This window comes from Vreelandella boliviensis LC1, assembly GCF_000236035.1.
GTDB lineage: Bacteria > Pseudomonadota > Gammaproteobacteria > Pseudomonadales > Halomonadaceae > Vreelandella > Vreelandella boliviensis.
In genome coordinates, this window is sequence record NZ_JH393257.1 from 1612787 (window position 1) to 1638718 (window position 25932).

A 25932-nucleotide genomic window follows, 5' to 3' on the forward strand; every position below is an offset into this window, starting at 1 on the left:
CATGGCAGCGGCAAAAGGGGTCACCGCATCGCTGGACAGCCTACATGCCAGCAATGGCTTTGCGGCCGCCACCAGCGATTCCACGGGCAATTGGGATGCAGCGCTAGAGGGCATTGATGACTGGACACCGATTACCCGCATGACGGTGAAAAACCACGGCTGTTGTGGGCATATTTTTCCCGCCCTGGATGGCTTGAAAGCGCTGCAAGTCTCCGCGCCCATCACAGCGGAGAGCATTGAATCCATCCATATCGAAGGCTACGGCGCGACTTATTCAATGTGCAATCGCCCGACTCCTTCATCGGCTCAAGAGGCGCGCTTCAGTATCCAGTATTGTATCGCCGCTTACTTGGTGCTGGGCAGGGTCAGGCTGCAGGCCTTTGAACCGCTGGCGCTGGAAGATGTCCGCATCCGCGCGTTAATGCCCAAGGTGAGTGTCACAGAACGCGCCGATATTGCCGCCCGCTACCCCCGCCAGCGGATGGCCAATATCATTGTTACCACCGCTGATGGCAATACCTACCAGCACCTACAGGAGACTCGAAAAGGGGATCCAGAGGATCCCATGACCGACAATGAGCTGCTTGAAAAGTATCAGGAGTTGGTAAACGGCTCGCTTTCACCTGCTGCGAGTCAGTCACTGCAAGAGGTCGTGATGTCGAGTAACCAACTGCCAGGCTCGTTTGCGTTACTGGGCGCTCTGGGTTCAGTTAAAAGTGACAGACAATAAGTTAACCAAACCCCAATGTATCGTTGGTGGTCGGTAATTTTAGGCTGTGCCAGTATCGATAAAGTGGTTATCACAATTATAACGATTGAGGTATTTAACGTGATTAATAAGACAACTCCTTTGCGTAAGTTAATAGCTGGCGCGGCATTCATGTCATTGGCACTTCCATTAACCGCTGCAAACGCGAGTGATGAAAGCTGGCCGCAAGGCCCTGTTAGTTTTGTTATGCATACCCAGGCAGGTGGGTCGGCAGATGTGTTTATACGGACACTCGCCGAGTCATTGGAACCACAAATTGGCCAGCCGATTGTGGTGATCAACTCTCCGGGAGGTGCGGGAGCTACCCAGATGTCGCGCCTTAAGAGTGCAAATCCTGATGGTTTAACGCTGGGTATTAATACGTTATCCCACTTTACTGGGATGCTGACCAACTTAAACGGTGTTTTTGCACTAGATGATTTTTCCTGGATAGCCTCTACCCAGGAGGATGTTCATATTGTTTTTGCAAACCAAACATCAGAAGTAGACAGCATTGATGCGCTGATTGATAAAGCCAAAGAGGGTGGCGGTAAAGTTAGTGTGGGCGGGTTTGGCCCTCGAGGATCCACACAAAATATCGCTATTTCAATGCTTGAGAATGCGGCTAATGTCGAGTTTGAATGGATTGCATACAACGGCACCCCTGACATTGTAGCCGCCGTGATGGGCGGGCATGTGGACGTGGGGGTTTCTAACCTGAGTGCGTTAAAAACATTTTTTGATGCCGAAAGAATCCAGGGGCTTGGCGTCATCGCTGATGAGCGCCTAGCGGCTCTTCCAGATGTTCCTACTTTTTCTGAGCAAGGCGTTGATGTAGATACCAGTTGGGTACAGGTTCGGGGTGTATTTGGGCCAGCAGGCATCCCTGTAGAAACGCAGCAACAAATTGCTGATGCCTTTCATGAGGCCATGAAGAGCGAGCATTATCAAACCTATGCCCGTAATGCGGGAATTACCGACTCTTGGATGGGGCCGGAAGCTTACACCGAGTTTGCGTATCGCATTAGCGAGGTGGCTAGCGCTGAATTAGACCAGTAGGTTTTGAACGTTAGTGGTTTTTAGTTTTGCTAACTGGGAGTGAGTAACTAACAGCTCTTAGTTGGTGAAAATAAGTTGGTGAAAATAAAATTTCAACTGCTTTTTAATGACGCAATAACAATTAGCTATAAAAGAGCTATAAAAAGAGGTGCACGCCCATGTTTGCTAAAAAAAGAAACGTAATATCAAAGGTGCTATTAGGCGCTACAGCCATATCAGTAATGGCGACAAGCGTTATGGCGACTGCCAATGAAGAATCATGGCCCCAAGATACGGTTCGCATCATTATGCACACCAAAGCGGGTGGTTCCGCCGATGTGTTTATGCGTACGCTTGCTGAATCGCTGGAGCCTCAGATTGGCCAATCTATTGCGATTATAAACTCCCCAGGCGGCGGTGGTGCTAGTCAAATGTCGCGGGTACGCTCTGCAGAGCCTGACGGGCTGACGCTGGCTGTTAATACCCTTTCCCACTTCACCGGCATGCTAACGAATTTGGAAGGCGTGTTTGCCATTGATGATTTTAGCTGGATTGCAACGGCGCAGTCTGATCCCAACTTGATCTGGACACAAACCGACTCACCGATAGGTGATCTGGATGATTTGATTAATGAAGCTAAACAGCGCGATGGAAAAGTAACCGTTGGTGGGTTTGGGCCGCAAGGTTCTACGCAGCATATCGGCATGAGCATGTTGGAGAATGTCGCCGATGTGGAGTTTGAGTGGGTGCCTTTTAATGCCACGCCCGACATTGTTGCCGCTGTGTTAGGTGGCCATATAGATGTGGGTATGTCCAACTTAAGCGGTGCTCAGGCCTATTTTGACGCGGGCCGTTTGAAAGGGCTCGGGGTGCATGGCGAGGAGCGGCTAGAGAGTCTTCCCGATGTGGCTACTTTTGAAGAGCAAGGCTACGAGGTTGATTCAAGCTGGGTTCAGGTTCGCGGCATATTTGGCCCTGCCGGGATGCCCATGGAGCTGCAGCAACAAATTGCCGATGCTTTCCACGAGGCGATGAAAACCGAGCATTACCAGGCTTATGCGCGTAGCGCCGGCGTAACAGACTCCTGGATGGACCCAGAAGAGTTTACCGAGTTTGCTTATCGAATTAGTGAAATCGCCCAGGAAGAGCTAGACAAATAAAATCACTGTTATTTATATGCTTTAATGCGGCGAATCTCTTCGCCGCATTCTAGTGCTTTCCTTACTCCTTGATATTTTTATCTCCCGCCTTCGCTATAACAATTTGATAGTCAGACCCTTATTTTTCGTCAATGGAAGATATAAAGCATTGTGGTCAAAATAACTGTTAGCGCTTTATTTCTAATGGCTACTTATTGCTATTAACGACTTATTTCTAATAACCCTGCAAATAATAACGTATTAGAGGATCTGGTTATGAACCAAGAATCATTAGTGTCTTATTCAGTTGAAAATGGTATTGCCCTGCTTACCCTGAACCGCCCCGATAAACGCAACGCCATGAGCGATGCCATGCGCGCTGAGTTAGTCGCCCATTTAGTCAATATCCGCACGGATCGCTCGGTGCGTGCCTTGATACTCACCGGAAGCGGCAAAGGGTTCTGCGCAGGCGGCGATATCGCCGGTATGAAAACCCGGATGGAAGCCGACCCCGCCACGGTTGGTTTTAACGGTTGGGAGCGCCAGCAAGGCGTTCACTATGCGGCTAGCCTGTTGCTTAACTTACCCATTCCGACCATTGCCGCTGTGAATGGTGCGGCTGCTGGCTTGGGCGCGGATTTAGCGCTCTCCTGCGATTTTGTGATCGCCTCTGACTTCGCCCACTTTACCTGGGCTTATATTGCCCGTGGGTTGGTTCCTGATGGCGGTGGCATGTACTTCCTGCCACGCCGGGTCGGGCTGCCGCGTGCCAAGGCACTGATTTTCAGTGGTCGGCGGGTCAATGCCGATGAGGCGTTGCAGCTAGGCATTGTGGATCAGCGCTGCAGTGCGGATGAATTGCTCAGCACAGCCCATGCCATGGCTGACGAAATGAGCAGCGGTTCACGCACGGCAGTGGCGCTGACCAAGTCAATTATCAACAAAAGCTACGAAATGTCCGAGCAGCAGGTGTTTGCTGAAGGCAGCAAAGCCCAGGGCATCTGCTACACCTCTGAAGAGCACCGTACCTCGGTGCAGGCATTCCTTGACCGCATGAAGGAGGCTCAACAATGAGTCAAATTAACGCCCTCCTGAACCCTAGAAGCATCGCGGTTATCGGTGCATCTGCAGACCCTAAAAAAACCTCCGGGCTGCCGGTTTCTTATTTGCTTAAGCATGGCTTTAAAGGCCCGATTTATCCGGTTAACCCGAAAGCAACCGAGATTCAGGGACTAACGTGTTATCCCAGTGTCGAAGCGCTACCCGAAGCACCCGATGTGGGGCTTGTGTTGCTGAATGCCAAGCGCAGTATCGATGCCGTGCGTTCCCTGGCTAAAATGGGCTGCCAGGCGGCGGTGGTATTGGCCAGCGGCTATGCCGAAGCTGGTGAGGAAGGCCAAGTGTTACAAGATGAGCTAATGGCTGCCGCCGGTTCCATGCGACTCCTCGGCCCCAATACCATCGGGTTGGTTAATTTATCGGCGGGCATTCCGCTCTCGGCCAGCGGCGCGCTGGAAGTCAGCGAGCTGCCCAAGGGTAGTGTCGCGGTGGTCTCCCAAAGTGGCGGCATTCTAGGCGCGCTTCTGTCGCGGGCCGCCGGGCGGGGCATTGGGTTATCGTCGCTGATTGCCACCAGTAATGAGGTGGATTTGGAAGTCAGCGATTTTGTTGACTACCTGGTTGATGATCCGCATACCAAAGTGATTGCGCTGTATCTGGAGAGTGTTCGTCACCCGGCGCGCTTCCGAGAGGTTGCCCTGCGCGCGCGGGCAGCGGGCAAGCCGCTGGTGGTATTCAAAATTGGTCGTTCCGAAGCCGGTGCCAGCGCGGCAAGCTCCCACACCGGTGCCCTGGCGGGGGAAGATCGGGTTTACGATGCCTTCTTCCGTGAATTGGGGGTTATCCGGGTTAATACCTTTGACGAGTTCTTGGACGTGCCCGCAGTGCTAGTCGCTGGCCGCCAGCTGGCCGGGCGTCGCGTCGCCGTGCTGACCTCAACCGGGGGCGCCGGTACGCTGATTGCCGATAGTCTGGGCGTCAACGGCTTCGATACGCCTGCGCCGGATCACGCTACCGCAGAAAAACTGCGCGCCTTGCAAGGCGATACACCGACCGCGCTCGACCGTAACCCCATCGACGTGACCCTGGCGGGGCTGCAGCCCGACTTGCTGCGCCAAGCCATTCGCATTCTGTTGGAAAGCAACAGCTACGATGCCTTGATCGTGATTATTGGTTCGTCCGGCTTGGCGATGCCTGACCTTGTGGTCGGGGCAATCAGCGACAGCCTGGCGACCAACAATAAGCCGCTGCTGGCCTACGTTAGCCCCTACGCCCCGAGCACGCTGCAGCGTTTGAACCGCGCCTCAATTCCAGGCTTTAGCTCACCGGAAAGCTGCAGTGCGGTGCTGGAAGCGCTGCACTTTATTGGCCGACCTTTGCTTAGTGGCGGCGAGTCACCACGGGTAGCGTTACCCGATCTAAGTGCCTTGCCTAATGGTTCAGTTGACGAAGCCGCCGCCAAGCAGCTGTTCGCTAAGGCAGGCATTAGCGTACCGCCTAGCCGGGTGGTGCACTCCCGCGAAGAGGCGGAGCACGCGGCCAAAGAGCTGGACGCCCCCGTGGTGCTCAAGGTAATGGATGCCAGCCTGCTGCATAAAAGTGATATTGGTGGCGTTGCACTGCATTTGAATGGCGACACTATGGGCCAGCGGTTTGATCAGATGGTGAGCGACGTTGAAGCCCACGTTGCTCGACGCCCCGATACCTTTCTGGTGGAAGCCATGGTGGCGGGTGGGCACGAGCTGATCCTCGGTGCTAACCGTGATGCGTTGGGCACGGCCATCCTGCTCGGCGCAGGTGGCGTCACGGCGGAGCTGTTCAAAGACACCGCCATCCGCTTGCTGCCAGAGCAAGGGGGGCTAACCCTGGAGCAGGCGCAAGAAATGATGCAGCAGCTGACGACGTGGCCACTGCTCGACGGCTATCGTGGTGCGCCACGGCGTGATACTGAGGCGCTGGCCCAAGCCATTGTTTCTTTCTCTGCGCTGGCCGCTGCACTAGGCGAACGCCTGACCACCGCTGAAATTAATCCGCTGTTTGTGATGCCGGAGGGTCAAGGCGTCGTGGCCGCTGATGCGGTACTGGTACTGGAGGATGGCGCGGTGGGAGGTAGCTCTCATGGCTGATTCACCCATCATTTCACCCACCGCAGGCCGCGTTCACCTTAGCCAGGAAGGGCAGATCGCCATCATTACCCTGGATAACCCACCGGTGAATAGCAGCAACGACGCGGTGCGCCGAGGTATTTTGGCCGCGCTGGACAAGATTGATACCCAGCAATGTCGCGCCGTGGTGCTGATGGGCAAAGGCCCAAACCTGATGGCGGGGGCCGACCTGCGTGAGCTAGAAAATGAACCTACTGAACCCACGCTGCCCCAAGTCACCGCTGCGCTCAGCGCTTTTCCACTGCCGGTGATTGCGGTGATCAGCGGCCATACCCTGGGCGGCGGGCTAGAGCTTGCCTTAGCCTGCGACAGCCGCATTGCCACCCCCACCGCGCTGCTGGGGCTACCCGAAGTCACGGTAGGCGTAATCCCAGGCGCAGGCGGCACCCAGCGCCTGCCAAGGGTGGTGGGCCTGGCCAAGGCGCTGGAGATGATCGTTTCCGGTAAGCCGATTACGGCGCTTGACGCCCATAAGGTCGGATTAGTCGACGAGCTCCTCCACGCCACAGAGGGCGAGGCGTCGGATACCGAGGCATTCGATCAGGTTCTGGCTTACGCCAACCGCTACCAGGGTGGCAAACAGCCACTAGCAGAACGCGATGTGCCTCCGGCGGATGAGCAAGCACTGCAGGTCCAGGTTAACAAGCTGCTGGCACGTACCCGCGGCTTACCCGCGGCACCGGTCGCTGCCGAGGTGGTGATGCAAGCGGCTACGCATAGTTTTAGCGCCGGGATTGCCGATGAGCGAGCCCAGTTTCTGGCCCTGCGCGGCAGCGAGTCGGCCCAGGCGTTGCGCTACCTGTTCTTTGCCGAGCGTGAAAAACCCTTTGAGCCCACCCAGCACGTTCAGGCCGCGCAGGTATCGCGTATCTCGGTAGTGGGCGCAGGCACCATGGGTAGCGGTATTGCTCTTTGTGCCCTTAATGCAGGCTATAGCGTTGATCTATTGGAGTTAAACGATAAGGCGCTCGAAGCGGGTGTGGCGCGGATTACCCAGGCGTTGGATGAAGGGGTTAAACGTCAGCTGTTAACCCAGGCACAGCGCGACAGCAGCCTGTCCCGCTTGAAGCCGACACAGCAGTTACCCGAGGTGGCCGGTACCGACTTGGTGATTGAGGCCATTGTGGAAGATTTGGCCATCAAGCGCTCGCTGTTTGCCGATTTGGCCAAGTGGGTCAGCGAAAGTACGCTGCTGGCCAGTAATACCTCCTACCTGGATATTGATCAGATTGCCGAGGGTATCCCCCACCCGGAGCGCGTACTGGGGCTACATTTTTTCAGTCCGGCAGACCGCATGCCGTTAATGGAGATCGTGCGCTGCCAAATTACCAGCGAGCAGACCTTGAGCACTGCTGTGAGCGTTGCGCGGCGGCTCAAGAAAAAGGCGATAGTGGTTGCCAACTCTTGGGGTTTTGTGGGCAATCGGCTCTACGCCGCCTATCGGCGCCAGTGCGAGTTTATGCTCGAAGAGGGAGCCAGCCCCGAGCAGATCGATGCCGCTCTGGAAGCTTACGGTTTTGCCATGGGGCCCTTCAAAGTGGCGGATATGTCCGGATTGGATATCGCCTGGAAAATGCGCCAGCAAACCGCCGATACTCGCCACCTTAGGCGCTACGTGGGGATACCCGACCTGATCTGCGAAGCGGGCCGTTTAGGGCGTAAAACCGGCAGTGGGTATTACCGCTACGACAACACAATGCAGCCTGCTTCAGACCCAAAGGTCGCCCAGCTAATTGCACACTACCGGGAAGAGCACGCCATCACGCCCCAAGCATTTAGTGAGCAGGACATCCAGCAGCGCGCCGTACATGCCTTGATCAACGAAGCCCTGCTGTTGCTGGAAGAGGGCGTATGCCAGCGGCCCGCGGATATCGATATTGCGTTGGTCAATGGTTACGGCTTCCCCCGCTGGCGGGGAGGGCCTCTCTTTATTGCCCAGCAGATGAGCGGGGACGAGTTGGCAAGCGCGCTGGACAAATTAGCGGAGGTCAGCGGTAAAGGCCACCAGCGAGCTAGTCTGCAGCGCCTGAACGTTCAGAATTCCGAGGAGTGAGCATCATGACCGATGCGTTGATTTGCGATGCGGTTCGTACCCCGTTTGGGCGTTTTAACGGCGCACTATCTTCCATTCGAACCGATGATTTAGGTGCGTTACCGATTCGGGCGTTGATGGATCGCCATGAGCAATTGGATTGGGGAAACCTTGATGAAGTGATTTTTGGTTGTGCCAATCAAGCAGGGGAAGATAACCGCAACGTGGCGCGTATGTCCGCGCTACTAGCAGGACTGTCGACCAGTGTGGCGGGTGTCACGCTTAACCGGCTTTGTGGGTCTGGCCTGGATGCGGTGGGTAGCGCGGCCCGTGCCCTTCGCTGTGGGGAAGCGCATCTATTGATTGCGGGCGGCGTTGAAAGCATGAGCCGCTCTCCGTATGTCATGGGTAAAGCCGACAAGCCCTTTTCTCGTGCCCAGAAATTAGAGGACACAACCATCGGCTGGCGCTTGATCAACCCTAAAATGCAAGCCATGCATGGCGTGGATGCCCTACCTCAGACCGCTGAGAATGTGGCCGAGGAAGAGGGGGTTTCACGTAGCGATCAGGATGCCTTTGCGCTACGCAGTCAGCAGCGCTGGCAGGCTGCTCAAGAAGCGGGTTTTTTTAGCAAAGAAATCATTCCCGTGACTGTTTCGCAGCGGCGACAGCCAGACATTATTGTGAACAAAGATGAGCATCCGCGTCCCGAAACAACGCTTGAAGCCTTGAGTAAGCTACGTGGCGTCGTAAAAGAAAACGGCACCGTCACCGCAGGCAATGCTTCCGGTATTAATGACGGTGCCTGCGCATTGCTGTTGGCGAATCAACAAGCGGCTAAACGATATGGATTGCGCCCGCGTGCACGTATTGTGGGGATGGCAACCGCGGGAGTTGACCCCAGGGTCATGGGTATGGGGCCGGTACCAGCCGTGGAGAAAGTCATGTATATGACAGGCTTAAGCCTAAGGCAAATGGATGTCATCGAACTGAATGAAGCGTTCGCGGCTCAGGCATTGGCCGTGTTTCGTCGTTTGGGTGTGGCAGACGATGATCCTAGAGTGAACCCCAACGGTGGCGCTATTGCACTTGGCCATCCGTTAGGTGCCTCGGGGGCCAGGTTGGTAACAACGGCGTTGAACCAACTAGAGAGTACCGAAGGTAGATATGCACTGTGCACCATGTGCGTGGGGGTTGGGCAGGGAATTGCACTAATTATTGAGCGCCTATAGCTAGGCGGTAAAGATTTTTTCCTCTACGGCGTTGTCGATAATCCTTTAGTCGTGTTTCAGCCTAATAGTAGCGGTGGTCAAGCCTGATAAATGGTCAGTTTCTCTTTTGACCGCCCTGCGCCATGATTGGACGAAACGCGGCACTTAGCAACAGTACTTAAAAAGTAGAAATTAAAAACGGCACTTAGAAAAGCAGTATTAATAACAATAAGTGTGATGGCGTTTTAATGCTACGTAAATCATTAACTATAAGAAATATGGAGGTCGCCAGTGAGTATCGAAAGCGCTGATGCAGAGACGTCGGAAGTGGTGCATAAAACACTCATCATACGAAAGAAGTGGCTGGAGTTGGCAGTTTATTTTGTGCTGCTGATAGCCACTGCTTTATATGCAAATGATGCACTTAAGTTACCCAGCTATAGCTCTTCAGGTATTGGTGCCAGTGGGTTTCCACTGTTAGTCGCCATGCTGATTGGGGTTTCATTGCTGTTTTTAATTATGGTGAGTTTTTTAAGCAAGGCTAACTCAGAAAGCGACTCATTAGTTGAAGTTAGTCGGCCAGCCCAAGTGTTGTTATCGATGATGGTTATGGTAGCGGTTGTACTGACACTCGAATGGTTAGGGCTGATCGTTGGTATTGCGCTTCTGGCTTTTTTGTTAATGAAACTGGGAGGTGAGAATCGTTACTCACTACTGCTAACGCTGCCACCATTATTGGCTTTAAGTATTTACGCCATCTTTGTGCTGGTGCTCGGCGTCTATTTTGATTGAGGTTTGAACATGATTGATAATCTATTAATAGGGCTGAATGCCTTTGCAGACCCCATGGTGCTGGTTGGCCTTATCGCAGGTGCTTTTATTGGTTACTTGATTGGTGCTATTCCTGGTTTAGGGCCTAGCCTGGGGATCGCGCTGATGATTCCCTTCACTTACAGTATGGATCCGCTTGTCTCTATCGTTATGCTGGTCGCGCTATTTGCTGCTGCCGAGTATGGCGGCGCTATTTCGGGCATCTTACTGAACTCCCCTGGCACGGCAGCAGCAGTGGCGACCACCTGGGACGGCTACCCGCTCACCAAACAGGGTAAAACCGGCATTGCGCTGAATATTTCCATTATTTCATCGGGTATCGGTATCTTTGTGAGTACCATCCTGCTGTTTTTTACCGCCGTACCACTTTCCGAGTATGCGCTAAACTTTGGGCCATCGGCTTACTTTGCGCTTGCCCTGCTGGGCTTGAGCCTGGTATCGAGCTTCTCTTCCGGTTCAATGCTGAAAGGTGCTCTGGCGATGGGGCTTGGGCTTGCCTTAGCCACGGTCGGGCTGGATAGTCAAACGGGTGTTCCACGCTTTAGCTATCATCCCGATTTTTTTGAAGGACTGCCGTTAGTGCCTGTACTGCTCGGCTTATTTGCCCTCTCAGAAGTACTCTTTATGATTGAGGCGGGAGCAAGCCATAAGGTAAAGAACCAACCCATGAGCGGTATTTTAGAGGTGCCCTTCAAAACCTTTTATAAGATGAAATATCTGTTTTTACGTAGTTCATTAATCGGCTATTTTGTGGGCGTTATACCGGGTGCTGGGGCGTCAATTGGTTCCTTTATCTCCTATGCGGTCGCCAAGCGTTTTTCAAAGCAGCCGGAGCTATTTGGTAACGGCAGCTACGAAGGTATTGCTGCGTCTGAAACGGCCAATAATGCCTCGGTTTCGGGCTCCTTGTCGCCGCTCCTCGCGCTGGGTATTCCTGGTTCAGCCACTACCGCCATTATGATCGGCGCGTTAATGATCCATGGGGTGCAGCCGGGACCATTGCTGTTCACCACTAACCCTGAAATTCCCTATACGGTGTTTGTGTCGCTTTGGTTGAGTGTGCCGATCATGGTCTTTATTGGCCTTGCGGGGGCGCGGTTCTGGGCCAAAGTGGCCGACATTCCCCGCCCGGCGATTGCCGCCATTGTGGCGTCGATTAGCTTGATTGGGGCTTATGCGTCGACAAGCTCCATGTTTCCGGTTTATGTGGCGCTGACCTTTGGTGTTGTCGGCTATGTGCTGCGCAAAGCGAATATTCCCTTGGCACCTGTTATTTTGGCCCTGGTATTAGGCGATATGCTGGAGACTAACCTGCGCCGGGCGCTGTCTATTTCCAATGGTGATGTGACGACCTTTATTACTAATCCGCTTAGTGCAACCTTATTGGCTATCGCTGCACTGTCCTTCTTACTCCCGGCGCTCGGTCTGTTTCGTAAAAAAGTGAAAGGGTATCGGGCCCACTAATACATAATCGAAGCTTGGCAACGTTATTCACCATGAGCATCATGTGACAGGGAGGTTGGCATGCCGTTCAACAGATGCCATGAATAAAGCATTTGCCTGCATTTGTCTAAGCCTAGGCACCGCCTTTGTCGTGCAAACGATGCTACTCGTGGCGGTGCCCCTCGCGGCCATTGAGCTGGGTGCAACACCCTTAATGTTGGGCTTGATCGTTAGTGCCCCCTACGTATTACCGCTGCTGTTAGCGCTCCCTTTTGGTTCACTGGTGGCGCGCTTGGGCAGCCCCCGCACCCTGCAGCTTGGTGCTATGGCCATGGTGATCGGTGCTGGGCTATTGGCGGTAGTGCCAGGCTTTAAGGGGTTAATCGCCGGGCAGTTGGTGATTGGTTTAGCGCAGCTGTTGATGATTATTTCAGCCCAAACGGCAATCACTTATCTGGGGCAGGGCACGGCGCTGGAAAAGTACTTCGGCTGGTACACCACTTATTTATCGATTGGACAGATGATGGGGCCGCTGCTGGCGGGCTGGATCATTGATCATCAAGGCGGCCCAGGTGCTGCATTCTATGGCGCCTTCGTTGCCTCTTTTGTGGCGCTGGTGTCCTTTTTTATGGTCAATCGGCGTACCTCTAATAGCCATCAACCCCGCGATGGCTTGCTGGTCAGCGCCGGGCAGCAGTGGCAACTGCTGAAGACCTCCCAGGGGGTGAAGCTATCGCTGATCATCTCACTGGCGGCCATGCTGGCGTTGGGCGCTCACGGTAGCTACTTTCCTGTTTATCTTGAGAGCTTGGCGCTCTCGGGTACCACCATCGGGCTGTTAGTCAGCCTGCGCGCACTTGCCTCCATGGCGGTTAGGCCGTTTACCAGTACCATCGTCAGCCTGCTTCACGGTCGTTACGCGACGATGTCGCTTACGTTGCTGTTTATGGCGCTGGGGCTAATGCTGGTGGGGGTGACGGGTAATGTCTATTGGCTTTGCCTGTTTTCAGTTCTGGTGGGGCTGGGCGTGGGACTCTCTCAGCCGCTCTCTATGGTGGTCATCGCGGAGTCGGTGCCGGAACGCCAGCGCGCCCATGCCTTGGCGGTGCGTTTGATGGCTAACCGGGCCATGCAGTTTGCCGCACCGCTGTTATTGGGTGTTGTGACGCAGCTTGGCGGTTTTACGCTGGCATATTTCGCCTGCGGGGTACTGCTGCTGTTGCATTGGCTGCTTTTTCAACGCCTTAGAAGGCAGCACCCTATTCAGTAAGCGCCCGTTAATCGGATTGTCCCAGGGGGTGGCCAATCAGCTCTTTCATCCATTCAAGAAACTTGATCAGTGCATCCGATGGGCGAGCATCTTTCGGCCATGTCAGATAGTACGCTTCGCCGGTGCGGCATACTGTGTCTGATAGCGCCACAAAACTGCCTTCCTGCAGTTGGCGCTCGACAAACACCTTGATGGCGATAGCGCAGCCAATATTCATCGAAGCTGCCTCATAGGCTAGCGCTGAGTTGTCGAACTTCATACCTGACTCTGCATCGACGCCCTCTAACCCGCTTTCCGCCAGCCATGTCTTCCAGTCGTCGGGGCGCGCCATAGAGTGCAGCAGGCGCACCTTGGCGACATCGTTTTTGGCTAACCCCTCGGTTTCCCATAACGAGGCGGAAACAATCGGAATCAGCTCTATATCCACCAGCTTTTCAGCGTGTAGCCCTGGCCAGTCGCCATGCCCGGAGCGGATGGCGGCATCCACGCTCTGTGTTTGGAAATCAACCGGCTTTAACGACGATGACAGTTTGACCTCAAGCAGCGGATTTTTAATATGAAAATCGGCCAACCTGGGAATCAACCAACGTTGCGAGAACGTGGTGTAGGACTGGATCGACAGCACATCACGCTTATTTCGACGCGATACTTTGCGCGAGGCATTTTCCAGTTCACGAAAGGCATTTTTAACCCCCGCGTAAAGCTCCGCGCCTTCTTGGGTCAGCTCAATACCGCGATGTAGGCGGTTGAACAGCGCTACCCCAAGATAATCCTCTAAGACTTTCACTTGGCGGCTAACCGCTACCTGGGATACATGCAGTTCGTCTGCCGCTCGGGTTAGGCTGCGAAGGCGGGCGGCTACCTCAAACGCTCTGAGCGGATTGAGGGGGAGTAGTGGATGGCTCATAGGGTTACCAACGGTGCCGCTGACAGCTGACGTGTGGGTGAGTGTTGCTGCATAACAATACAGTAACACTCTGATAGCAACCCTTTGATAGTAACCCAATGACTAGTGTGAATCGAGGTTAGCGAGGGGGCTGTTGCGACGTATGTAACGTCTGCCTATTGAGCTGGGGTGCAGAGCCGCTGATAGAAACGATGCGGTACTACAGGCAATACGGCCGTTGGTAGAGGAGTGTTCTAGTCCCAATTAGCCAATGTGGCTGGGGCGATATCGATTCCAAACACTTTACTTTTTTATTTTATTAGTTAGGCTTCCTAATGAAATAGCAGCCGAGTTAGGTAAAACGTGATGGATCTACGGCAAAGTTTGCAGCGGCTTGAGTGGCACCTCTGGAATCAGTGGCGCGAGCAAGCCCAGCATAGCGAGCATTTAGAGCTTACTAACAGTGAGTTGCAGTACCTATACACGCTGTTGGCGTGGGATGTGGCAGGGGTGCGGCTTACTGAGCTGGCCGAGAGCATGCATGTCAGCAAAGCCTCAGCGAGCACCATGGTGCGTAAGTTAGAGCAGCGCGGGTATCTGGTGCGCCATCCTTGTCCAGAAGATGCCCGGGCACAGCGTCTGTTTCCAAGCCCTAAAGCCCTTACGCTGAAACAAAAAGAGCCTGAAATTTATCAGGCGGCACTCCAGCACTTTCAGCATGCACTCACGGCAGAGGAACTTGAACAGTTCATCATGCTGATGGACAAAGCTTGTCGCCAATTGAGCGTAGGCGAGATGTCTCCTCCCAAACTCTCTAGCCAGCCATACCAACAGCTATGAACTTACATCAAGCCACGGTTGCCAGGGCTTTCTGGCACTATACGCTGCCTTCTGTCGCGGCCTTAATGGTCAGCGGTACTTATCAAATCGTTGATGGTATTTTCGTTGGGCACTTTGTAGGTGGCAACGGCCTCGCCGCCATTAGTCTTGCTTGGCCATTAATAGGCGTGCTGCTTGCTGTCGGTATGATGATTGGCATCGGTGCTGGCGCCCACGCGTCTATCCATTTGGGTGCTCAGCAGCCTAATAAGGCCCGGGAATATATTGTCCAGGCCCTGTTTCTTCTGCTGGGCTTCAGCGTGTTGTTGGGCGCGTTGCTGTTCTTTCTCAGCCCTTTGTTTCTCTCGTTTCAAGGTGCGGAAGGAGAAACGCTGGACTTTGGGCAGCACTATCTCAACTGGATGCTGGCGGGTACGCCAGTGGTGCTAGGCAGTATTGCGCTGCCGTTGCTGGTTCGCAACGCGGGCGCTCCACGTCTGGCAACATTGGCGATGGGGCTAGGTGCGGTGGCTAACATTGCGCTGGACGCACTGTTTCTGGGCTACTTGGGCTACGGGTTGGAAGGGGCTGCGTTAGCCACCTTGCTGGGTGAGCTGCTGTCTGTTGTGCTGTGCCTGGGTTACTTGTTTAGCCGCCGGAGTAAGCTGACGATTGCGCCAAACCAGCTGGTATGGCAAAGCCAAAAAGCATGGCACCTGCTGAAAACGGGCTTTTCCAGCATGCTGATGTATCTCTACCTCAGCTTTTCCATTGTTCTTCATAATATTTTGCTTTTAAAGTACGGCACTTCACTGCACGTGGCTGCGTTTAGTATTGCTGGCTATTTAATGACGTTTTATTACCTCCTCGCGGAAGGTGTCGCCGGTGGTATGCAGCCGATCACCAGCTTTTATCAGGGCGCGGTGCAAAAACGCAAAATTCAACTGGCATACCGGTATGCGTGTTCAATCGTGTTGGCGGTGGGGTTGTTGTTTGTGCTGGTAATACAGTGGTCACCCGCCTTTTTTGCTCATTTTTTCATCAGCACTACCGATACCGTTCTGCTGGAGACCACTAGCCATGCATTGAGGCTGTTTATGCTTGCCATGTTCTTGGACGGTTTTCTAGTGATCACATCGACCTGGTTTCAATCGTTAGGCCAAGCCCGTCCGGCCACTATGATTACGCTAGGCAATATGGCGATTCAGGTGCCTTTCCTGTTAATCCTTCCGCAGTGGCTGGGTATCGATGGTGTTTGGTTAGCCGTGCCTGTTTCCAATGTAGTGTTGTCGTCACTGGTGCTGATACTGGTGGTTAGGCAATGGCGGCGATTATGTTGATCAATTTGCGCGTCAAACCTCGTACTTCTAGTGCGAGGAAGGATAGCGCGAGGCGCGTAGCGCCTCTTGGGTGACAGGCTATTTATACCGCGCTAGATTTTAAGTATGAGCACCGTACACCGCGCCTACCGTTATCGGTTTTATCCCACGCCTGAACAAGCCGAACAGCTTGCTCGGACGTTTGGCAGTGTGCGGTACGTCTACAACCATTTCCTGCGCCAGCGCACCGATGCGTGGTTCGAGCGCCAAGAGCGCATGGGCTATAACGCTACCGCCAAAGCCCTCACCACCCTCAAGAAACAGCCGGAGACGGCGTTTCTGGCCGAGGTGTCCAATGTCTGCTTGCAACAGTCGCTCCGGCATCTGGATCGGGCGTTTAGCAACTTCTTCAAAGGCCAGGCGCGGTATCCCACCTTCAAGAAAAAACAGCGCAAGCAGTCAGCCACCTACATGGCCAACGGCTTTCGCTGGCGCGATGGCAAGCTTTGGCTGGCGAAGCACAAAGCCCCGCTTAACATCCGTTGGAGCCGGTATTTTACGGGTCACCCCACCAGCATTACCGTCAGCTGTGACACGGCTGGCCGTTACCACGTCAGCTTCCTGGTAGAAGAAGCCGTGACGCCGCTGCTGGTGACACCCAAGATGGTGGGTATTGACCTGGGGCTAACCCACCGCGTCATCACCAGCCACGGTGACAAAATCCCCAATCCACGCTTTCTACGCCGCACCGAGCGCAAGCTGGCGCGAGCGCAGCGCCGGTTGTCACGCAAGCAAAAAGGCTCCCACAACCGCGCCAAGGCGCGGCTTCGTGTGGCGAAGGTACATGCCAAGCTGGCCGATCAGCGCCGTGACGCCACCCATAAACTCTCTACGCAGCTTATTCACGAGAACCAAGTCATTGCTGCCGAGAGTTTGCAGATTAAGAATATGGTCAAAAACCGCAAACTGGCCAAGGCCATCAGCGACGTGGGCTGGCACCAGCTCACCCAGCAATTAACGTATAAAGCAGAACGGTACGGACGCGATTTCGTCCAGATCGACAAGTGGTATCCCAGCTCGAAACGCTGTTTTCACTGTGGTCATATCACCGACAACATGCCGCTGAACGTACGCACCTGGGACTGCCCATGCTGCGGCACCCAAGGCATTGACCGCGACGTAAACGCCGCTCGAAATATTTTGCAATCGGGCAAGGCGATGTTGGTGGGCGCTGACAAGCTCCGTCAGCACGAAAAGACTACCGCAGGGCTTGCGGGAGGTTAACCCTGTGGAGCTTGTGTAAGTCCTGAGGTGCCATCACTAAGGGCAACGGGCTGCGAAGCAGGAACCTGGAAGGCGACAACCAGGAATCACCGTCCTTCAGGGCGGTGAGGAGGTCAAACATGCGTTTATCTGCCAGCATTCTGAACTCATCCAAGCTGGTGACTTCTTGCATATAAGCCGATCCATAACTGACCTCTGCCTTTTTGAATCCATTAAGGTGCATATGGTGAATGGTTACTGCAATGATCTTAAAAAAGGGATTTTGGGCGTCCGACTCAATACCACCATTGGCTTTGGCGACGACACTGCCTGCCGTATCGGAAATGTAATGGTGGAAACGGCCTAAGGCACTGGCATTCTTGAAGTCGATGACGATGGTTTCATCGGCATCGGTGATCTCAAATGACGATTGAAAAACAAAATGCCCACCGGTCAAAGAAGGGGCGTTGATGACTTTTGTCGGTTGCGTTTTTTTTCATAAACCTAGCGATTGCCCAGTTAATTGTAACCAGCTAGGAATTTAGCTTGAACCGATTAGGCATGTAATCAGGCGACATGACGAATGCCACCTATTCTGGAGGTGGCGTCGAATCAGCAAAATACGAGGTTCTGTCTGATCCGCTTTTTTTGCAGCTCTCTGAGCCTGTACAGATAAACGGCAGACAGGCATAGTCAGTAAGTTAGTTTGAAGGCTAACGAAGTTGTTTTCACCTAACTAGGTGAGTTTTCGTTCAAGAGGTGTCTGTTAATATGCTGATATATGTTGTTTTTTTGATGATCTTTGTGGGCGTAACCGCTGCTCTATATCAGGTGTATGAAATTCATTACAACATCAACGTCGGCAATGATAAAAAGTTGTCGAAGGCTGATAAAAGCCACTTACAAGCGCTTTCTGACCAAGCCAAAACCGCCACGCAAGCCCATGCCCGGTCAGACTTTGATCAAGCGGCAGCCGATGCTTTGGGACCTAATCTCGATCGGGATATCGCGCTGAAGGCGTTTGCTGAAGAGGAAAAAGGGGTCTACGCGATCCCGTTATTGCGCCGCAAAGCGCGGTTGCGTTTTAACGGCGATAGCTGTGTGAATAAAAGCAGTGCTAATAAAAGTAGTACGAATATAAGCAGCGTAAAAGTGCGCCACTTGCCGTTTTGGAAAACAACGCTGCCACGTATCAATATACGCGCAGCGTTGATTACGCTGGTTATTTTGAACTGTTTCTGGGTGCAGCTATTGGCTGCCATGAGTGTTTATACGCTGGGTTACCCAGTGTCGACGCCTTGGCTGGCTTGGCTAAACGACCCCATGGCAGTGATGCTGATGATTTACGCTTTTATCGTTACGTCACTGCTTATTTCGACGTTTGATCGATATATGCACGACCTCTATCAACTCGGCAAGCTGTTTAAGAAAAAAGCTGTTTAGGCGTCAGTGCAGCGGGTGATTTCATCGGCCAACTGCTCCAGCAGCGCATCAAAGAGGTCAGCATCCAGCGTCAGACCTACGCCCAGGGGGTCCATGACACCGATATACGCCGATGTATCGCCGAAAACGTTATTGACCATCTGCGGATTGAACTGGGGTTCACTAAACACACACTGGATACCTTCATCATTCACCAGCGTTTGCAGCTTCTCGATACGCGCGGGGCTAGGTGAAGAGGCATCGCCAATGGAAATGGCGCCAGCCGCGTGCACGTTAAAGGCTTCCTCGAAATACTGGTAAGCATCATGGAAAACAATAAAGCGTGTGTCGGCGCTGTTGGCCAAACGATCCTGGATGTGCTCCTGAAGGCTGGTTAACTCCTCTTTGCCCTGGGCGGCGTTTTGGCGATAGTACGCGGCGTTATCAGGGTCGATCTCACTTAGCTGCTCGGCGATGGCATCCAGCCAACGGCGTGCATTGGCCGGGTCCAGCCAAGCATGCGGATTCATGCCGGTATGGCTGTGATCATGGCCGTGGTGGTCGTGATGGTCATGGCCACTTTCGTCATGGCTCTCTTTATGGCTGTCATGACTGCCTTCATGGTGGTGGTGCTCGTGATCGCCGTGATCATGCTCATCGTGGTCGTGGTCGTGGTCGTGGTCGTGGTCGTGGTCGTGGTCGTGGTCATGGTCATGGTCATGGTCGTGTCCATGGTTATGATCGTGGTCATGGTCGTCATTGCCGTGGGCATGATCGTGTTCATCAGCATCGTTTAGCGCAAAGGTCGCGCCTTCACGGTATGCCAGTGTCGTGATCCCGGGCACGTCCATTAGCTCAAGATGGTGTGCATCGCCTGCCAGGTTTTCAATAGGCCCTGATAGCCAGGGTGTGAGCGCGTCGCTTACCCATATGACCAGGTCGGCATCATCGAGGGATTGCGCTTCAGATGGGCGTAGCGAATAGCCATGGGGTGAAGCGCCGGGCTGAATAAACAGTTCAGGATCGCCACGCTCCCCCATTACCTTGGCAACAAGCGAATAGACGGGCGGAATATCCACCGCAACACGCGGCACCTCTGCGGCGGCCACAAGGGGGAAAGCCGCCAGCAGCGGCCATGATAAACGGGCCAAACGGTTGTTCATGGGGTTCTCCTGATAAAAAGACAGTTAATGGTTAATAAACGCAACAGTGTGTCGAGGCTCGCCTATATTTCACTCATATGTTATAACATAACAAATACGCCAAGAGTGAATGTTAACCATGCGGCTTGCTCACCCTCCTGATAGCGATGCGATTCTGAGCGTCCGCCAACTGGGCGTTCGCTTCGGTGGCCAACAGATTCTTGAGAACATCAATCTCGACTTATATCGACAGCAGGTGGTGACCCTGATTGGCCCCAACGGCTCGGGGAAATCCACGCTGGTGAAAACGCTGATCGGTGCGGTCACGCCGACCTCGGGGCAGGTGACCATCGCCCCCCAGCAGCGTATCGGCTATGTGCCGCAGCGGCTGCACTTGGATCCCACCTTGCCCATGACGGTCAAGCGCTTTATCAACTTGCCGCGGCGCCATCCGCGTCGTGATGTACACAAGGCGCTGGAAGATGCCGGTGCCGAGGCGCTGACTCATGCGGCGATGAGCGAACTCTCGGGCGGCCAGTTTCAACGTGTGCTGTTGGCTCGGGCGCTGCTGGTAAAGCCCGACATTCTGATTCTCGATGAGGCGACCCAAGGGCTCGATCACCGCGGTACGGCTGCGTTCTATCAGCATATCGAAAGCGTACGCCACGCTTACGGCTGCGCTGTGTTGATGGTCAGTCATGATCTCCACGTCGTTATGCGCACCGCCGATCATGTGCTGTGCCTGAATCGGGTTATTTGTTGCCAAGGTGAACCCGAGCACGTTGCCTCATCACCGCATTATCAGGCGCTGTTTGGCGACCAGACCGCCCAGACATTGGCGCTCTATCGCCACCATCATCAGGAGGCAGCCAATGTTGGATGATTTTATGTGGCGTGCGCTGTTCGCTGGGGTGCTGGTGGCGATGGCGGCTGCTCCGTTGGGGTGTTTCGTGGTGTGGCGGCGCATGGCCTACTTCGGTGATGCGACGGCGCATGCCGCCATTCTGGGCGTCGCATTAGCGCTGTTACTGAACGTCTCCATTTTCTTGGGGGTGCTGACGGTCGCCCTGGTGATGGCAGGCTGTGTGTCGCTACTTAGCGGACGCGGCTATGCCATGGATACCCTGCTCGGGGTGATGGCGCACTCGGCCTTGGCGGTTGGCCTGGTGGCCGTGTCGTTTCTTGCCGGGGTGCGTATTGATCTCAATGCTTATCTGTTTGGCGATATTTTGGCTGTCGGAAAAAGCGATCTTTGGATCATCGGCGGCGGTGTAGCGCTGGTGTTAATACTGCTTTTCTGGCGCTGGTCATCCTTATTGACCGCGACGTTAAGCGACGAGCTTGCCCATGCCAGCGGCCTCCACCCGCGCCGCGAACAGCTGGTGCTCACCCTGGCGCTGGCGCTGGTCGTCGCCGTGGCGCTAAAAGTGGTGGGTGTACTGCTGATTGCCGCGTTGCTGATTATCCCGGCGGCCACGGCGCGCCCGTTTTGCCGCACGCCAGAAGTCATGGCGATGGTGGCCGCTGGGGTCGCCATGCTGGCGGTGACGGCGGGGCTTAGAGCTGCCTATGTGATGGATACGCCGACCGGGCCAACGATCGTCACGCTCGCCGCTGTGCTGTTTACCCTGGCGACGGTCACGACACAAAGCTGGCGCTTCTTGCGTCAGCGGATTCAATGACGGCTATCTCAACAACGCTTATGGAGTCATTTATGTCTTCGCTTATGTCTTCGCCACCCGCTACTCATTGGGCGTTGCCAGACCATGCCGCCGGTGATAATGACATCAGCGTGCTGCCGCGCATCTTTGAAGACGCTATTAACATCGCGATCTTCCAGCGCCCACTGCCCGCCGATATTGCCTTTAGCGCCCAGGCGCAGTGCCAAACGGATCGCGCCTGGCAATATAGTTGGCTTGGCCATCCCGATGAAGCCTTCACCGCTGACTTGCTTCGCCATCTGCCCGCCCCGGAGGCGGCCACCCCGCTGGTTGAGGACATGGCGACGATCGCCGAAGCGATCGCCTTTCTGTTTGATACCCAGACCGTCGGCATCCGCGTGCGCCTGCTGACGAGCGCCATGTGCCCGCGCTTTCACTGCGATAACCTCCCGGTGCGCATGGTCACTACCTATGTCGGCCCAGGCAGCGAATGGCTGCCAGAGCACGCCGTTAACCGTGCGGGACTGGGCGCGCCGCACCCCGACCGGCCCGATATCGCAACCGACACCAGCGCTATTCAGCGCCTTGCGCCGGGCGATATCGCGTTACTCAAAGGGAGCGGCTGGGTGGGCTGCGAAGAGCGGGGGTTAGTGCATAGAAGCCCTGCGTTGGATGGCGAAGGCAAGCGGCTGCTGATGAGTATTGATCCTGCTTAGGCATTCCTGATAAGGACTGTCATGGCACCCAGGGGCTTCATAGGGTTAGTCAGATGTTATGTTATAATGTAACAATATTGGGTTGATGATCTTGAATCGCCCAACCACCGCTCGCTTATGCCCACCGTGGAGACACCATGACCGCGATGATTCGCCTCTATAACACGCTGACGCGCGCTAAAGAGCCGCTTCGCACCGAACGCCCCGACCGGGTGACCCTGTATGTCTGTGGCCCCACGGTATACAACTTTGCGCATATTGGTAACGCCCGCCCGGCGGTGATTTTTGACGTACTGGCGCGCTTGTTAAGGTATGACTATCCCGAGGTTGTCTACGCGCGCAATTTTACCGACGTGGATGACAAGATTAATGCCGCCGCAGCAGACGCAGGCGTGCCGATTGGTGCGATCACCGAGCGCTATATTGAGGCCTACCACCAGGATATGCAGGCGCTGGACGTACGGCCACCGGATATAGAGCCCCGGGTGACCGCGCATATCCCTGACATTATCCAACTGATCGGCACATTAATCACCCGCGGCCATGCCTATGTAGCCCAGGGCCATGTGCTATTTGATGTGGCCTCTTACCCAGCGTACGGGGCGCTGTCGGGTCGCCGCCCAGAGGACATGCTGGCCGGCGCCCGGGTCGAAGTCGCCCCCTACAAGCGTAACCCGCTTGATTTCGTACTCTGGAAACCGTCAACGCCGGCAATGCCCGGCTGGGAAAGCCCCTGGGGCCGCGGGCGGCCGGGTTGGCACGTGGAGTGCACGGCGATGATCGGCCAGCACCTGGGGCCTACCATTGATATTCACGGCGGCGGTCAGGATCTGATCTTTCCCCACCACGAAAATGAAATTGCCCAGGGCACCTGCGCCCACGGCGCGCTTTACTGCCATACCTGGGTGCACAATAGCTTTATTACCGTCGAAGGGCAGAAAATGTCCAAGTCCCTCGGCAACGTACTGCTGGTGCGCGATCTGCTCAGCCAGGCGCCTGGTGAGGCGGTTCGCTTTGCACTGCTGGCGACCCACTACCGCCATCCGCTGGACTGGAACCCTCGGCGGTTGGCCCAGGCGCGGCAAACCCTGGCGCGCTGGTACCGCCGCTTAGCCGCGGCCACTGGGGATGAGCAGGCTGAAGGGGAGCAGATTGCACGGGAGCAGGGGGGAAAGGAGAGCGTAGCGCCGGATGCCGAAGTGCTGGACGCGCTGCGCGATGACCTCAATGTGCCCCGCGTGATCAGCCGTCTGCACGCGCTATCAAGCGCCATTGGCGACGCTACCAACAAAGAAGAGGCGCGCTTAGCCGCCCAACGGCTGCGTGCCTCTGCCGCGTTGGTCGGCTTGTTACAGCAACCGCCAGCAAGCGCCTTAAACGCCCTGCGGGAAATGCCGGCTCATGCCTCGCCACAACGGCTGCCCGCCAGCAGGGTGGCGGCGCTGGTAGCAGAACGCCATCAGGCCCGCCTGCAACGTGATTTTGCCCAGGCAGATGCCCTGCGCCAGACCCTTGAAGCGGCTGGCGTGGAGATCCACGACACCCCACAGGGCACCCAGTGGCAGTTCGCTGACGAGGTGACGGTATGAGGAGGGAGGCGCGTAATGCAACACTATGATGTGATTATCGTCGGGGCGGGCCCGGCCGGGGTCGGTTTGGCCACCCTGCTGGCAAAACTGCCCGATCTCGATTACGTACTGCTGGAAGGTGGGCGCATCGGCGAGTCGCTGCGCCGCTGGCCCGCGCAAACGCGTTTTATCACCCCCTCTTTCTACAGCAACCCCTTCGGCCTGGCCGATCTCAACGCCGTGGATGCACTAAGTTCGCCCGCACTCTATTGCGGTGTAGAACACCCCAGCGGCGCCCAGTACGCCGACTATTTAAGCTTTATTGCCCAGCAGCACGAGCTACCCATCCGCGAAGGCTGGCAAGTACAGCAGGTAGCGCCTGCAGCAGACGGCGGCTTTATCGTCAGTGGCGAACAGGGCGAGCTGCATACCCGCTTTCTGGTGTGGGCCACCGGCGAGTATCAGTTCCCCGCGCTGGCGCCATTCCCCGGGGCGAGTTGGTGTCCCCACTATGCCGAAGTGGAAAACTGGGCAGACTTCACCGCCCCCCGCTATACGGTGATCGGCGGCTATGAAAGTGGCGTCGATGCAGCGGTTAACCTGGTGCAGCTGGGGCGCTCGGTGCGCCTGCTGGCGCGCAAATCCTCCTGGGATCCCAGCAGCCCCCACGACCCCAGCCTGTCGCTGTCGCCCTACACCCGTGGCCGTCTGAATGAGGCGGTCAACACCGGGCGGCTGGAGATTGTCTTCGGCGCGGATATTGTCGAAGTCGTGGCCAATGCGGACAGCGGTTTTAGCATTCACGCCGCCGATGGTCGTCAGTGGGTCTGCGAACAGCCGCCGATTTTAGGCACCGGCTTTCTCCGCGGCGGTGGCGCCACCCAGATCGATGCGTGGTGGGAGTGGGATGCGAAAGGGCAGGTAATGCTCACCGAGCTGGACGAGTCCACCCTAACGCCAGGGCTGTTTTTAGTCGGCCCCCAGGTGCGTCACGACCCGCAAATCTACTGCTTTGTTTACAAGTTTCGCCAGCGCTTCAGCATGATCGCCACCTGTTTGGCCGAGCGCCTGGACATTGATGCCTGGGTATTGGAAGCGGATAACCAAGTGTGGGGCGCGTTCGGTAATCAAGAGTGCTGCGAGGACTGCCAATGCTGACCCTTAGCTCCCACGACCGCTTACCCGCTGCCACGCTGACCTCCAGCTTGCTGGTGATGGCGATTATTATCGGCGCGCTACTCGGCCACTTCGCCCCCGTCCGCGGGCAGTGGCTGGGCGATAACGTCGATACCACGCTGCTCACCATGATTGGTTTGCTGTTCTTCAGCGTGCGCTTAAACGTGCTTGCCCAACAGGCGAGCAACCTACGTTTTATCGCCATTGCCATGGTGGCTAACTTCATTGTCGTGCCCCTGATTGGCTATGGCGTAGCGTCGCTGTTTATGTCAGCACACCCACTGCTGATGGTGGGGCTAGTGATCTACTTTATGTCGCCCTGCACCGACTGGTTTCTGGGCTTTACTCGCTTGGCAGGGGGCAATGTCGCCTTAGGCATGGCGCTGATACCGGTTAATATGGCGCTACAGCTGCTGCTTTATCCGGTCTACTTGCAGTGGTTTACCCCGCATACCGGAGCGGTTGATCCCCCGTTAATCGCTACCACGCTGCTGTACTGGTTTTTGCTGCCCGCGATCGCCGCCCTAACACTGCATCACACGCTACGCTTTATGCTTGGCGAGCAACGTTTTGAGCAGTGCTTAACCTTTGCAGACCGCGCCACCCCCTGGGTCATTGCCCTGCTGGTGCTGCAGATATTCGCCGGTAATATCGCCTCAATCTTAGCGCACCGCTATGTGTTTGCCTGGCTGCTGCTGTCGGTGTTTGTGTTCTTTGTGCTGACCTTCGTGCTTAGCGAAGCGATCAGCCGCGGGTGCCGCCTGGACTACCCCGAACACGCGCTACTCACCATGACCATCGCCGCCCGTAATGCGCCGCTGATGCTGGCGGTGACCATGACGGTGTTGCCCGGTCAGCCCCTCATCTACGCTGCCTTGGTCATAGGCATGTTAGTGGAGTTCCCCCATTTAACGCTGCTGCGTCGAATCCTGCTAGCGCTCCGGCGTCGCCGGGCTCAAGCAAGCAGTGCCGTTGATTCCCCCTCTTGATAACGAGTTTTATGCGATGACCTTTTCTACCTCAG

At 55.3% G+C, this 25932-nt stretch carries 22 protein-coding genes and 1 pseudogene; 20 read left to right on the plus strand and 3 right to left on the minus strand.

The window, feature by feature from the left end; genetic code table 11:
- The 10 genes and pseudogenes from KUC_RS19985 to KUC_RS07250 form a co-directional block, all read left to right on the plus strand.
- Positions 1-730 (plus strand): annotated as a pseudogene (locus KUC_RS19985) (MmgE/PrpD family protein); the annotation flags it as partial.
- 15 nt (positions 731-745) lie between these two features.
- On the plus strand, positions 746-1807 hold the full coding sequence (locus KUC_RS07210; RefSeq protein WP_007112499.1) for a Bug family tripartite tricarboxylate transporter substrate binding protein: 1062 nt from the start codon (positions 746-748) through the stop codon (positions 1805-1807).
- Positions 1808-2043: 236 nt separating this feature from the next.
- Positions 2044-2946 (plus strand): tripartite tricarboxylate transporter substrate binding protein, encoded by a 903-nt coding sequence (locus KUC_RS07215; RefSeq protein WP_244264755.1) that lies wholly within the window; start codon positions 2044-2046, stop codon positions 2944-2946.
- A 255-nt stretch (positions 2947-3201) separates the two neighbouring features.
- A complete protein-coding gene (locus KUC_RS07220) occupies positions 3202-3999 on the plus strand; it encodes an enoyl-CoA hydratase/isomerase family protein (RefSeq protein ID WP_007112501.1) in 798 nt (265 codons plus the stop codon).
- A complete protein-coding gene (locus tag KUC_RS07225; protein ID WP_007112502.1) occupies positions 3996-6110 on the plus strand; it encodes an acetate--CoA ligase family protein in 2115 nt (704 codons plus the stop codon). Before KUC_RS07220 ends, KUC_RS07225 begins: the two co-directional genes overlap by 4 nt.
- Positions 6103-8202 carry a 3-hydroxyacyl-CoA dehydrogenase NAD-binding domain-containing protein gene (locus tag KUC_RS07230; RefSeq protein WP_007112503.1) on the plus strand — a complete coding sequence of 700 codons (2100 nt, stop codon included), beginning with the start codon at positions 6103-6105 and terminating at the stop codon, positions 8200-8202. The genes KUC_RS07225 and KUC_RS07230 overlap by 8 nt, the downstream gene beginning before the upstream one ends.
- Before the next feature lie 5 nt (positions 8203-8207).
- Positions 8208-9413 (plus strand): 3-oxoadipyl-CoA thiolase, encoded by a 1206-nt coding sequence (gene pcaF, locus KUC_RS07235; RefSeq protein ID WP_040479820.1) that lies wholly within the window; start codon positions 8208-8210, stop codon positions 9411-9413.
- A 270-nt stretch (positions 9414-9683) separates the two neighbouring features.
- Positions 9684-10184: a tripartite tricarboxylate transporter TctB family protein gene (locus KUC_RS07240; protein WP_007112505.1), complete on the plus strand. Its 501-nt coding sequence runs from the start codon at positions 9684-9686 to the stop codon at positions 10182-10184.
- Positions 10185-10193: 9 nt separating this feature from the next.
- Complete coding sequence (locus KUC_RS07245; protein ID WP_007112506.1) at positions 10194-11687, plus strand: tripartite tricarboxylate transporter permease; 1494 nt, start codon at positions 10194-10196, stop codon at positions 11685-11687.
- A gap of 79 nt (positions 11688-11766) precedes the next feature.
- Complete coding sequence (locus KUC_RS07250) at positions 11767-12936, plus strand: MFS transporter (protein WP_007112507.1); 1170 nt, start codon at positions 11767-11769, stop codon at positions 12934-12936.
- 7 nt (positions 12937-12943) lie between these two features.
- Here KUC_RS07250 and KUC_RS07255 read toward each other — a convergent pair whose 3' ends face one another.
- The gene (locus KUC_RS07255) at positions 12944-13843 is read right to left on the minus strand and encodes a LysR substrate-binding domain-containing protein (protein WP_007112508.1); all 900 of its coding nucleotides are present in this window, start codon (positions 13841-13843) and stop codon (positions 12944-12946) included.
- A gap of 345 nt (positions 13844-14188) precedes the next feature.
- Here KUC_RS07255 and KUC_RS07260 point away from each other — a divergent pair, with 345 nt between their 5' ends.
- From KUC_RS07260 to KUC_RS07270, 3 genes are all read left to right on the plus strand, one after another.
- Positions 14189-14662, plus strand: coding sequence for a MarR family winged helix-turn-helix transcriptional regulator (locus KUC_RS07260; protein WP_040479823.1), 474 nt, complete (start codon positions 14189-14191; stop codon positions 14660-14662).
- Complete coding sequence (locus tag KUC_RS07265; protein WP_007112510.1) at positions 14659-15981, plus strand: MATE family efflux transporter; 1323 nt, start codon at positions 14659-14661, stop codon at positions 15979-15981. The genes KUC_RS07260 and KUC_RS07265 overlap by 4 nt, the downstream gene beginning before the upstream one ends.
- A gap of 105 nt (positions 15982-16086) precedes the next feature.
- Positions 16087-17244 carry an RNA-guided endonuclease TnpB family protein gene (locus KUC_RS07270; RefSeq protein ID WP_007112511.1) on the plus strand — a complete coding sequence of 386 codons (1158 nt, stop codon included), beginning with the start codon at positions 16087-16089 and terminating at the stop codon, positions 17242-17244.
- On the opposite strand, the gene KUC_RS07275 is transcribed toward KUC_RS07270, so the two are convergent.
- Positions 17219-17680 carry a hypothetical protein gene (locus KUC_RS07275; protein ID WP_007112512.1) on the minus strand — a complete coding sequence of 154 codons (462 nt, stop codon included), beginning with the start codon at positions 17678-17680 and terminating at the stop codon, positions 17219-17221. The genes KUC_RS07270 and KUC_RS07275 overlap by 26 nt on opposite strands.
- Positions 17681-17994: 314 nt before the next feature.
- Here KUC_RS07275 and KUC_RS07280 point away from each other — a divergent pair, with 314 nt between their 5' ends.
- On the plus strand, positions 17995-18666 hold the full coding sequence (locus tag KUC_RS07280) for a hypothetical protein (RefSeq protein ID WP_007112513.1): 672 nt from the start codon (positions 17995-17997) through the stop codon (positions 18664-18666).
- Here KUC_RS07280 and KUC_RS07285 read toward each other — a convergent pair.
- On the minus strand, positions 18663-19808 hold the full coding sequence (locus tag KUC_RS07285; protein WP_007112514.1) for a zinc ABC transporter substrate-binding protein: 1146 nt from the start codon (positions 19806-19808) through the stop codon (positions 18663-18665). The two genes, KUC_RS07280 and KUC_RS07285, sit on opposite strands and share 4 nt — an antisense overlap.
- 118 nt (positions 19809-19926) lie before the next feature.
- On the opposite strand from KUC_RS07285, the gene KUC_RS07290 reads away from it, so the two are divergent.
- The 6 genes from KUC_RS07290 (at position 19927) to KUC_RS07315 (ending at position 25897) form a co-directional block, all read left to right on the plus strand.
- The gene (locus tag KUC_RS07290; protein WP_040480361.1) at positions 19927-20670 is read left to right on the plus strand and encodes a metal ABC transporter ATP-binding protein; all 744 of its coding nucleotides are present in this window, start codon (positions 19927-19929) and stop codon (positions 20668-20670) included.
- Positions 20660-21469: a metal ABC transporter permease gene (locus KUC_RS07295; RefSeq protein ID WP_007112516.1), complete on the plus strand. Its 810-nt coding sequence runs from the start codon at positions 20660-20662 to the stop codon at positions 21467-21469. Before KUC_RS07290 ends, KUC_RS07295 begins: the two co-directional genes overlap by 11 nt.
- 32 nt (positions 21470-21501) lie before the next feature.
- Complete coding sequence (locus KUC_RS07300; protein ID WP_141243414.1) at positions 21502-22164, plus strand: DUF1826 domain-containing protein; 663 nt, start codon at positions 21502-21504, stop codon at positions 22162-22164.
- 137 nt (positions 22165-22301) lie between these two features.
- Complete coding sequence (gene cysS / locus KUC_RS07305; RefSeq protein WP_007112518.1) at positions 22302-23753, plus strand: cysteine--tRNA ligase; 1452 nt, start codon at positions 22302-22304, stop codon at positions 23751-23753.
- A 15-nt stretch (positions 23754-23768) separates the two neighbouring features.
- A complete protein-coding gene (locus tag KUC_RS07310) occupies positions 23769-24890 on the plus strand; it encodes an NAD(P)/FAD-dependent oxidoreductase (RefSeq protein WP_007112519.1) in 1122 nt (373 codons plus the stop codon).
- The gene (locus KUC_RS07315) at positions 24884-25897 is read left to right on the plus strand and encodes an arsenic resistance protein (protein ID WP_007112520.1); all 1014 of its coding nucleotides are present in this window, start codon (positions 24884-24886) and stop codon (positions 25895-25897) included. The genes KUC_RS07310 and KUC_RS07315 overlap by 7 nt, the downstream gene beginning before the upstream one ends.
- The last annotated feature ends 35 nt before the right edge of the window (positions 25898-25932 follow it).

Excerpts from the sequence above, each read along its gene's own strand:
- KUC_RS07265 (WP_007112510.1), top strand. The coding sequence starts at position 14,659 with ATGAACTTACATCAAGCCACGGTTGCCAGGGCTTTCTGGCACTATACG.
- KUC_RS07300 (WP_141243414.1), top strand. The coding sequence starts at position 21,502 with ATGTCTTCGCTTATGTCTTCGCCACCCGCTACTCATTGGGCGTTGCCA.
- KUC_RS07295 (WP_007112516.1), top strand. The coding sequence starts at position 20,660 with ATGTTGGATGATTTTATGTGGCGTGCGCTGTTCGCTGGGGTGCTGGTG.
- KUC_RS07215 (WP_244264755.1), top strand. The coding sequence starts at position 2,044 with ATGGCGACTGCCAATGAAGAATCATGGCCCCAAGATACGGTTCGCATC.
- KUC_RS07210 (WP_007112499.1), top strand. The coding sequence starts at position 746 with ATGTATCGTTGGTGGTCGGTAATTTTAGGCTGTGCCAGTATCGATAAA.
- pcaF (WP_040479820.1), top strand. The coding sequence starts at position 8,208 with ATGACCGATGCGTTGATTTGCGATGCGGTTCGTACCCCGTTTGGGCGT.
- KUC_RS07230 (WP_007112503.1), top strand. The coding sequence starts at position 6,103 with ATGGCTGATTCACCCATCATTTCACCCACCGCAGGCCGCGTTCACCTT.
- KUC_RS07290 (WP_040480361.1), top strand. The coding sequence starts at position 19,927 with ATGCGGCTTGCTCACCCTCCTGATAGCGATGCGATTCTGAGCGTCCGC.
- KUC_RS07260 (WP_040479823.1), top strand. The coding sequence starts at position 14,189 with ATGGATCTACGGCAAAGTTTGCAGCGGCTTGAGTGGCACCTCTGGAAT.
- KUC_RS07220 (WP_007112501.1), top strand. The coding sequence starts at position 3,202 with ATGAACCAAGAATCATTAGTGTCTTATTCAGTTGAAAATGGTATTGCC.
- KUC_RS07255 (WP_007112508.1), bottom strand. The coding sequence starts at position 13,843 with ATGAGCCATCCACTACTCCCCCTCAATCCGCTCAGAGCGTTTGAGGTA.
- KUC_RS07280 (WP_007112513.1), top strand. The coding sequence starts at position 17,995 with ATGCTGATATATGTTGTTTTTTTGATGATCTTTGTGGGCGTAACCGCT.
- KUC_RS07310 (WP_007112519.1), top strand. The coding sequence starts at position 23,769 with ATGCAACACTATGATGTGATTATCGTCGGGGCGGGCCCGGCCGGGGTC.
- KUC_RS07245 (WP_007112506.1), top strand. The coding sequence starts at position 10,194 with ATGATTGATAATCTATTAATAGGGCTGAATGCCTTTGCAGACCCCATG.
- KUC_RS07270 (WP_007112511.1), top strand. The coding sequence starts at position 16,087 with ATGAGCACCGTACACCGCGCCTACCGTTATCGGTTTTATCCCACGCCT.
- KUC_RS07315 (WP_007112520.1), top strand. The coding sequence starts at position 24,884 with ATGCTGACCCTTAGCTCCCACGACCGCTTACCCGCTGCCACGCTGACC.
- KUC_RS07250 (WP_007112507.1), top strand. The coding sequence starts at position 11,767 with ATGAATAAAGCATTTGCCTGCATTTGTCTAAGCCTAGGCACCGCCTTT.
- KUC_RS07225 (WP_007112502.1), top strand. The coding sequence starts at position 3,996 with ATGAGTCAAATTAACGCCCTCCTGAACCCTAGAAGCATCGCGGTTATC.
- KUC_RS07285 (WP_007112514.1), bottom strand. The coding sequence starts at position 19,808 with ATGAACAACCGTTTGGCCCGTTTATCATGGCCGCTGCTGGCGGCTTTC.
- cysS (WP_007112518.1), top strand. The coding sequence starts at position 22,302 with ATGACCGCGATGATTCGCCTCTATAACACGCTGACGCGCGCTAAAGAG.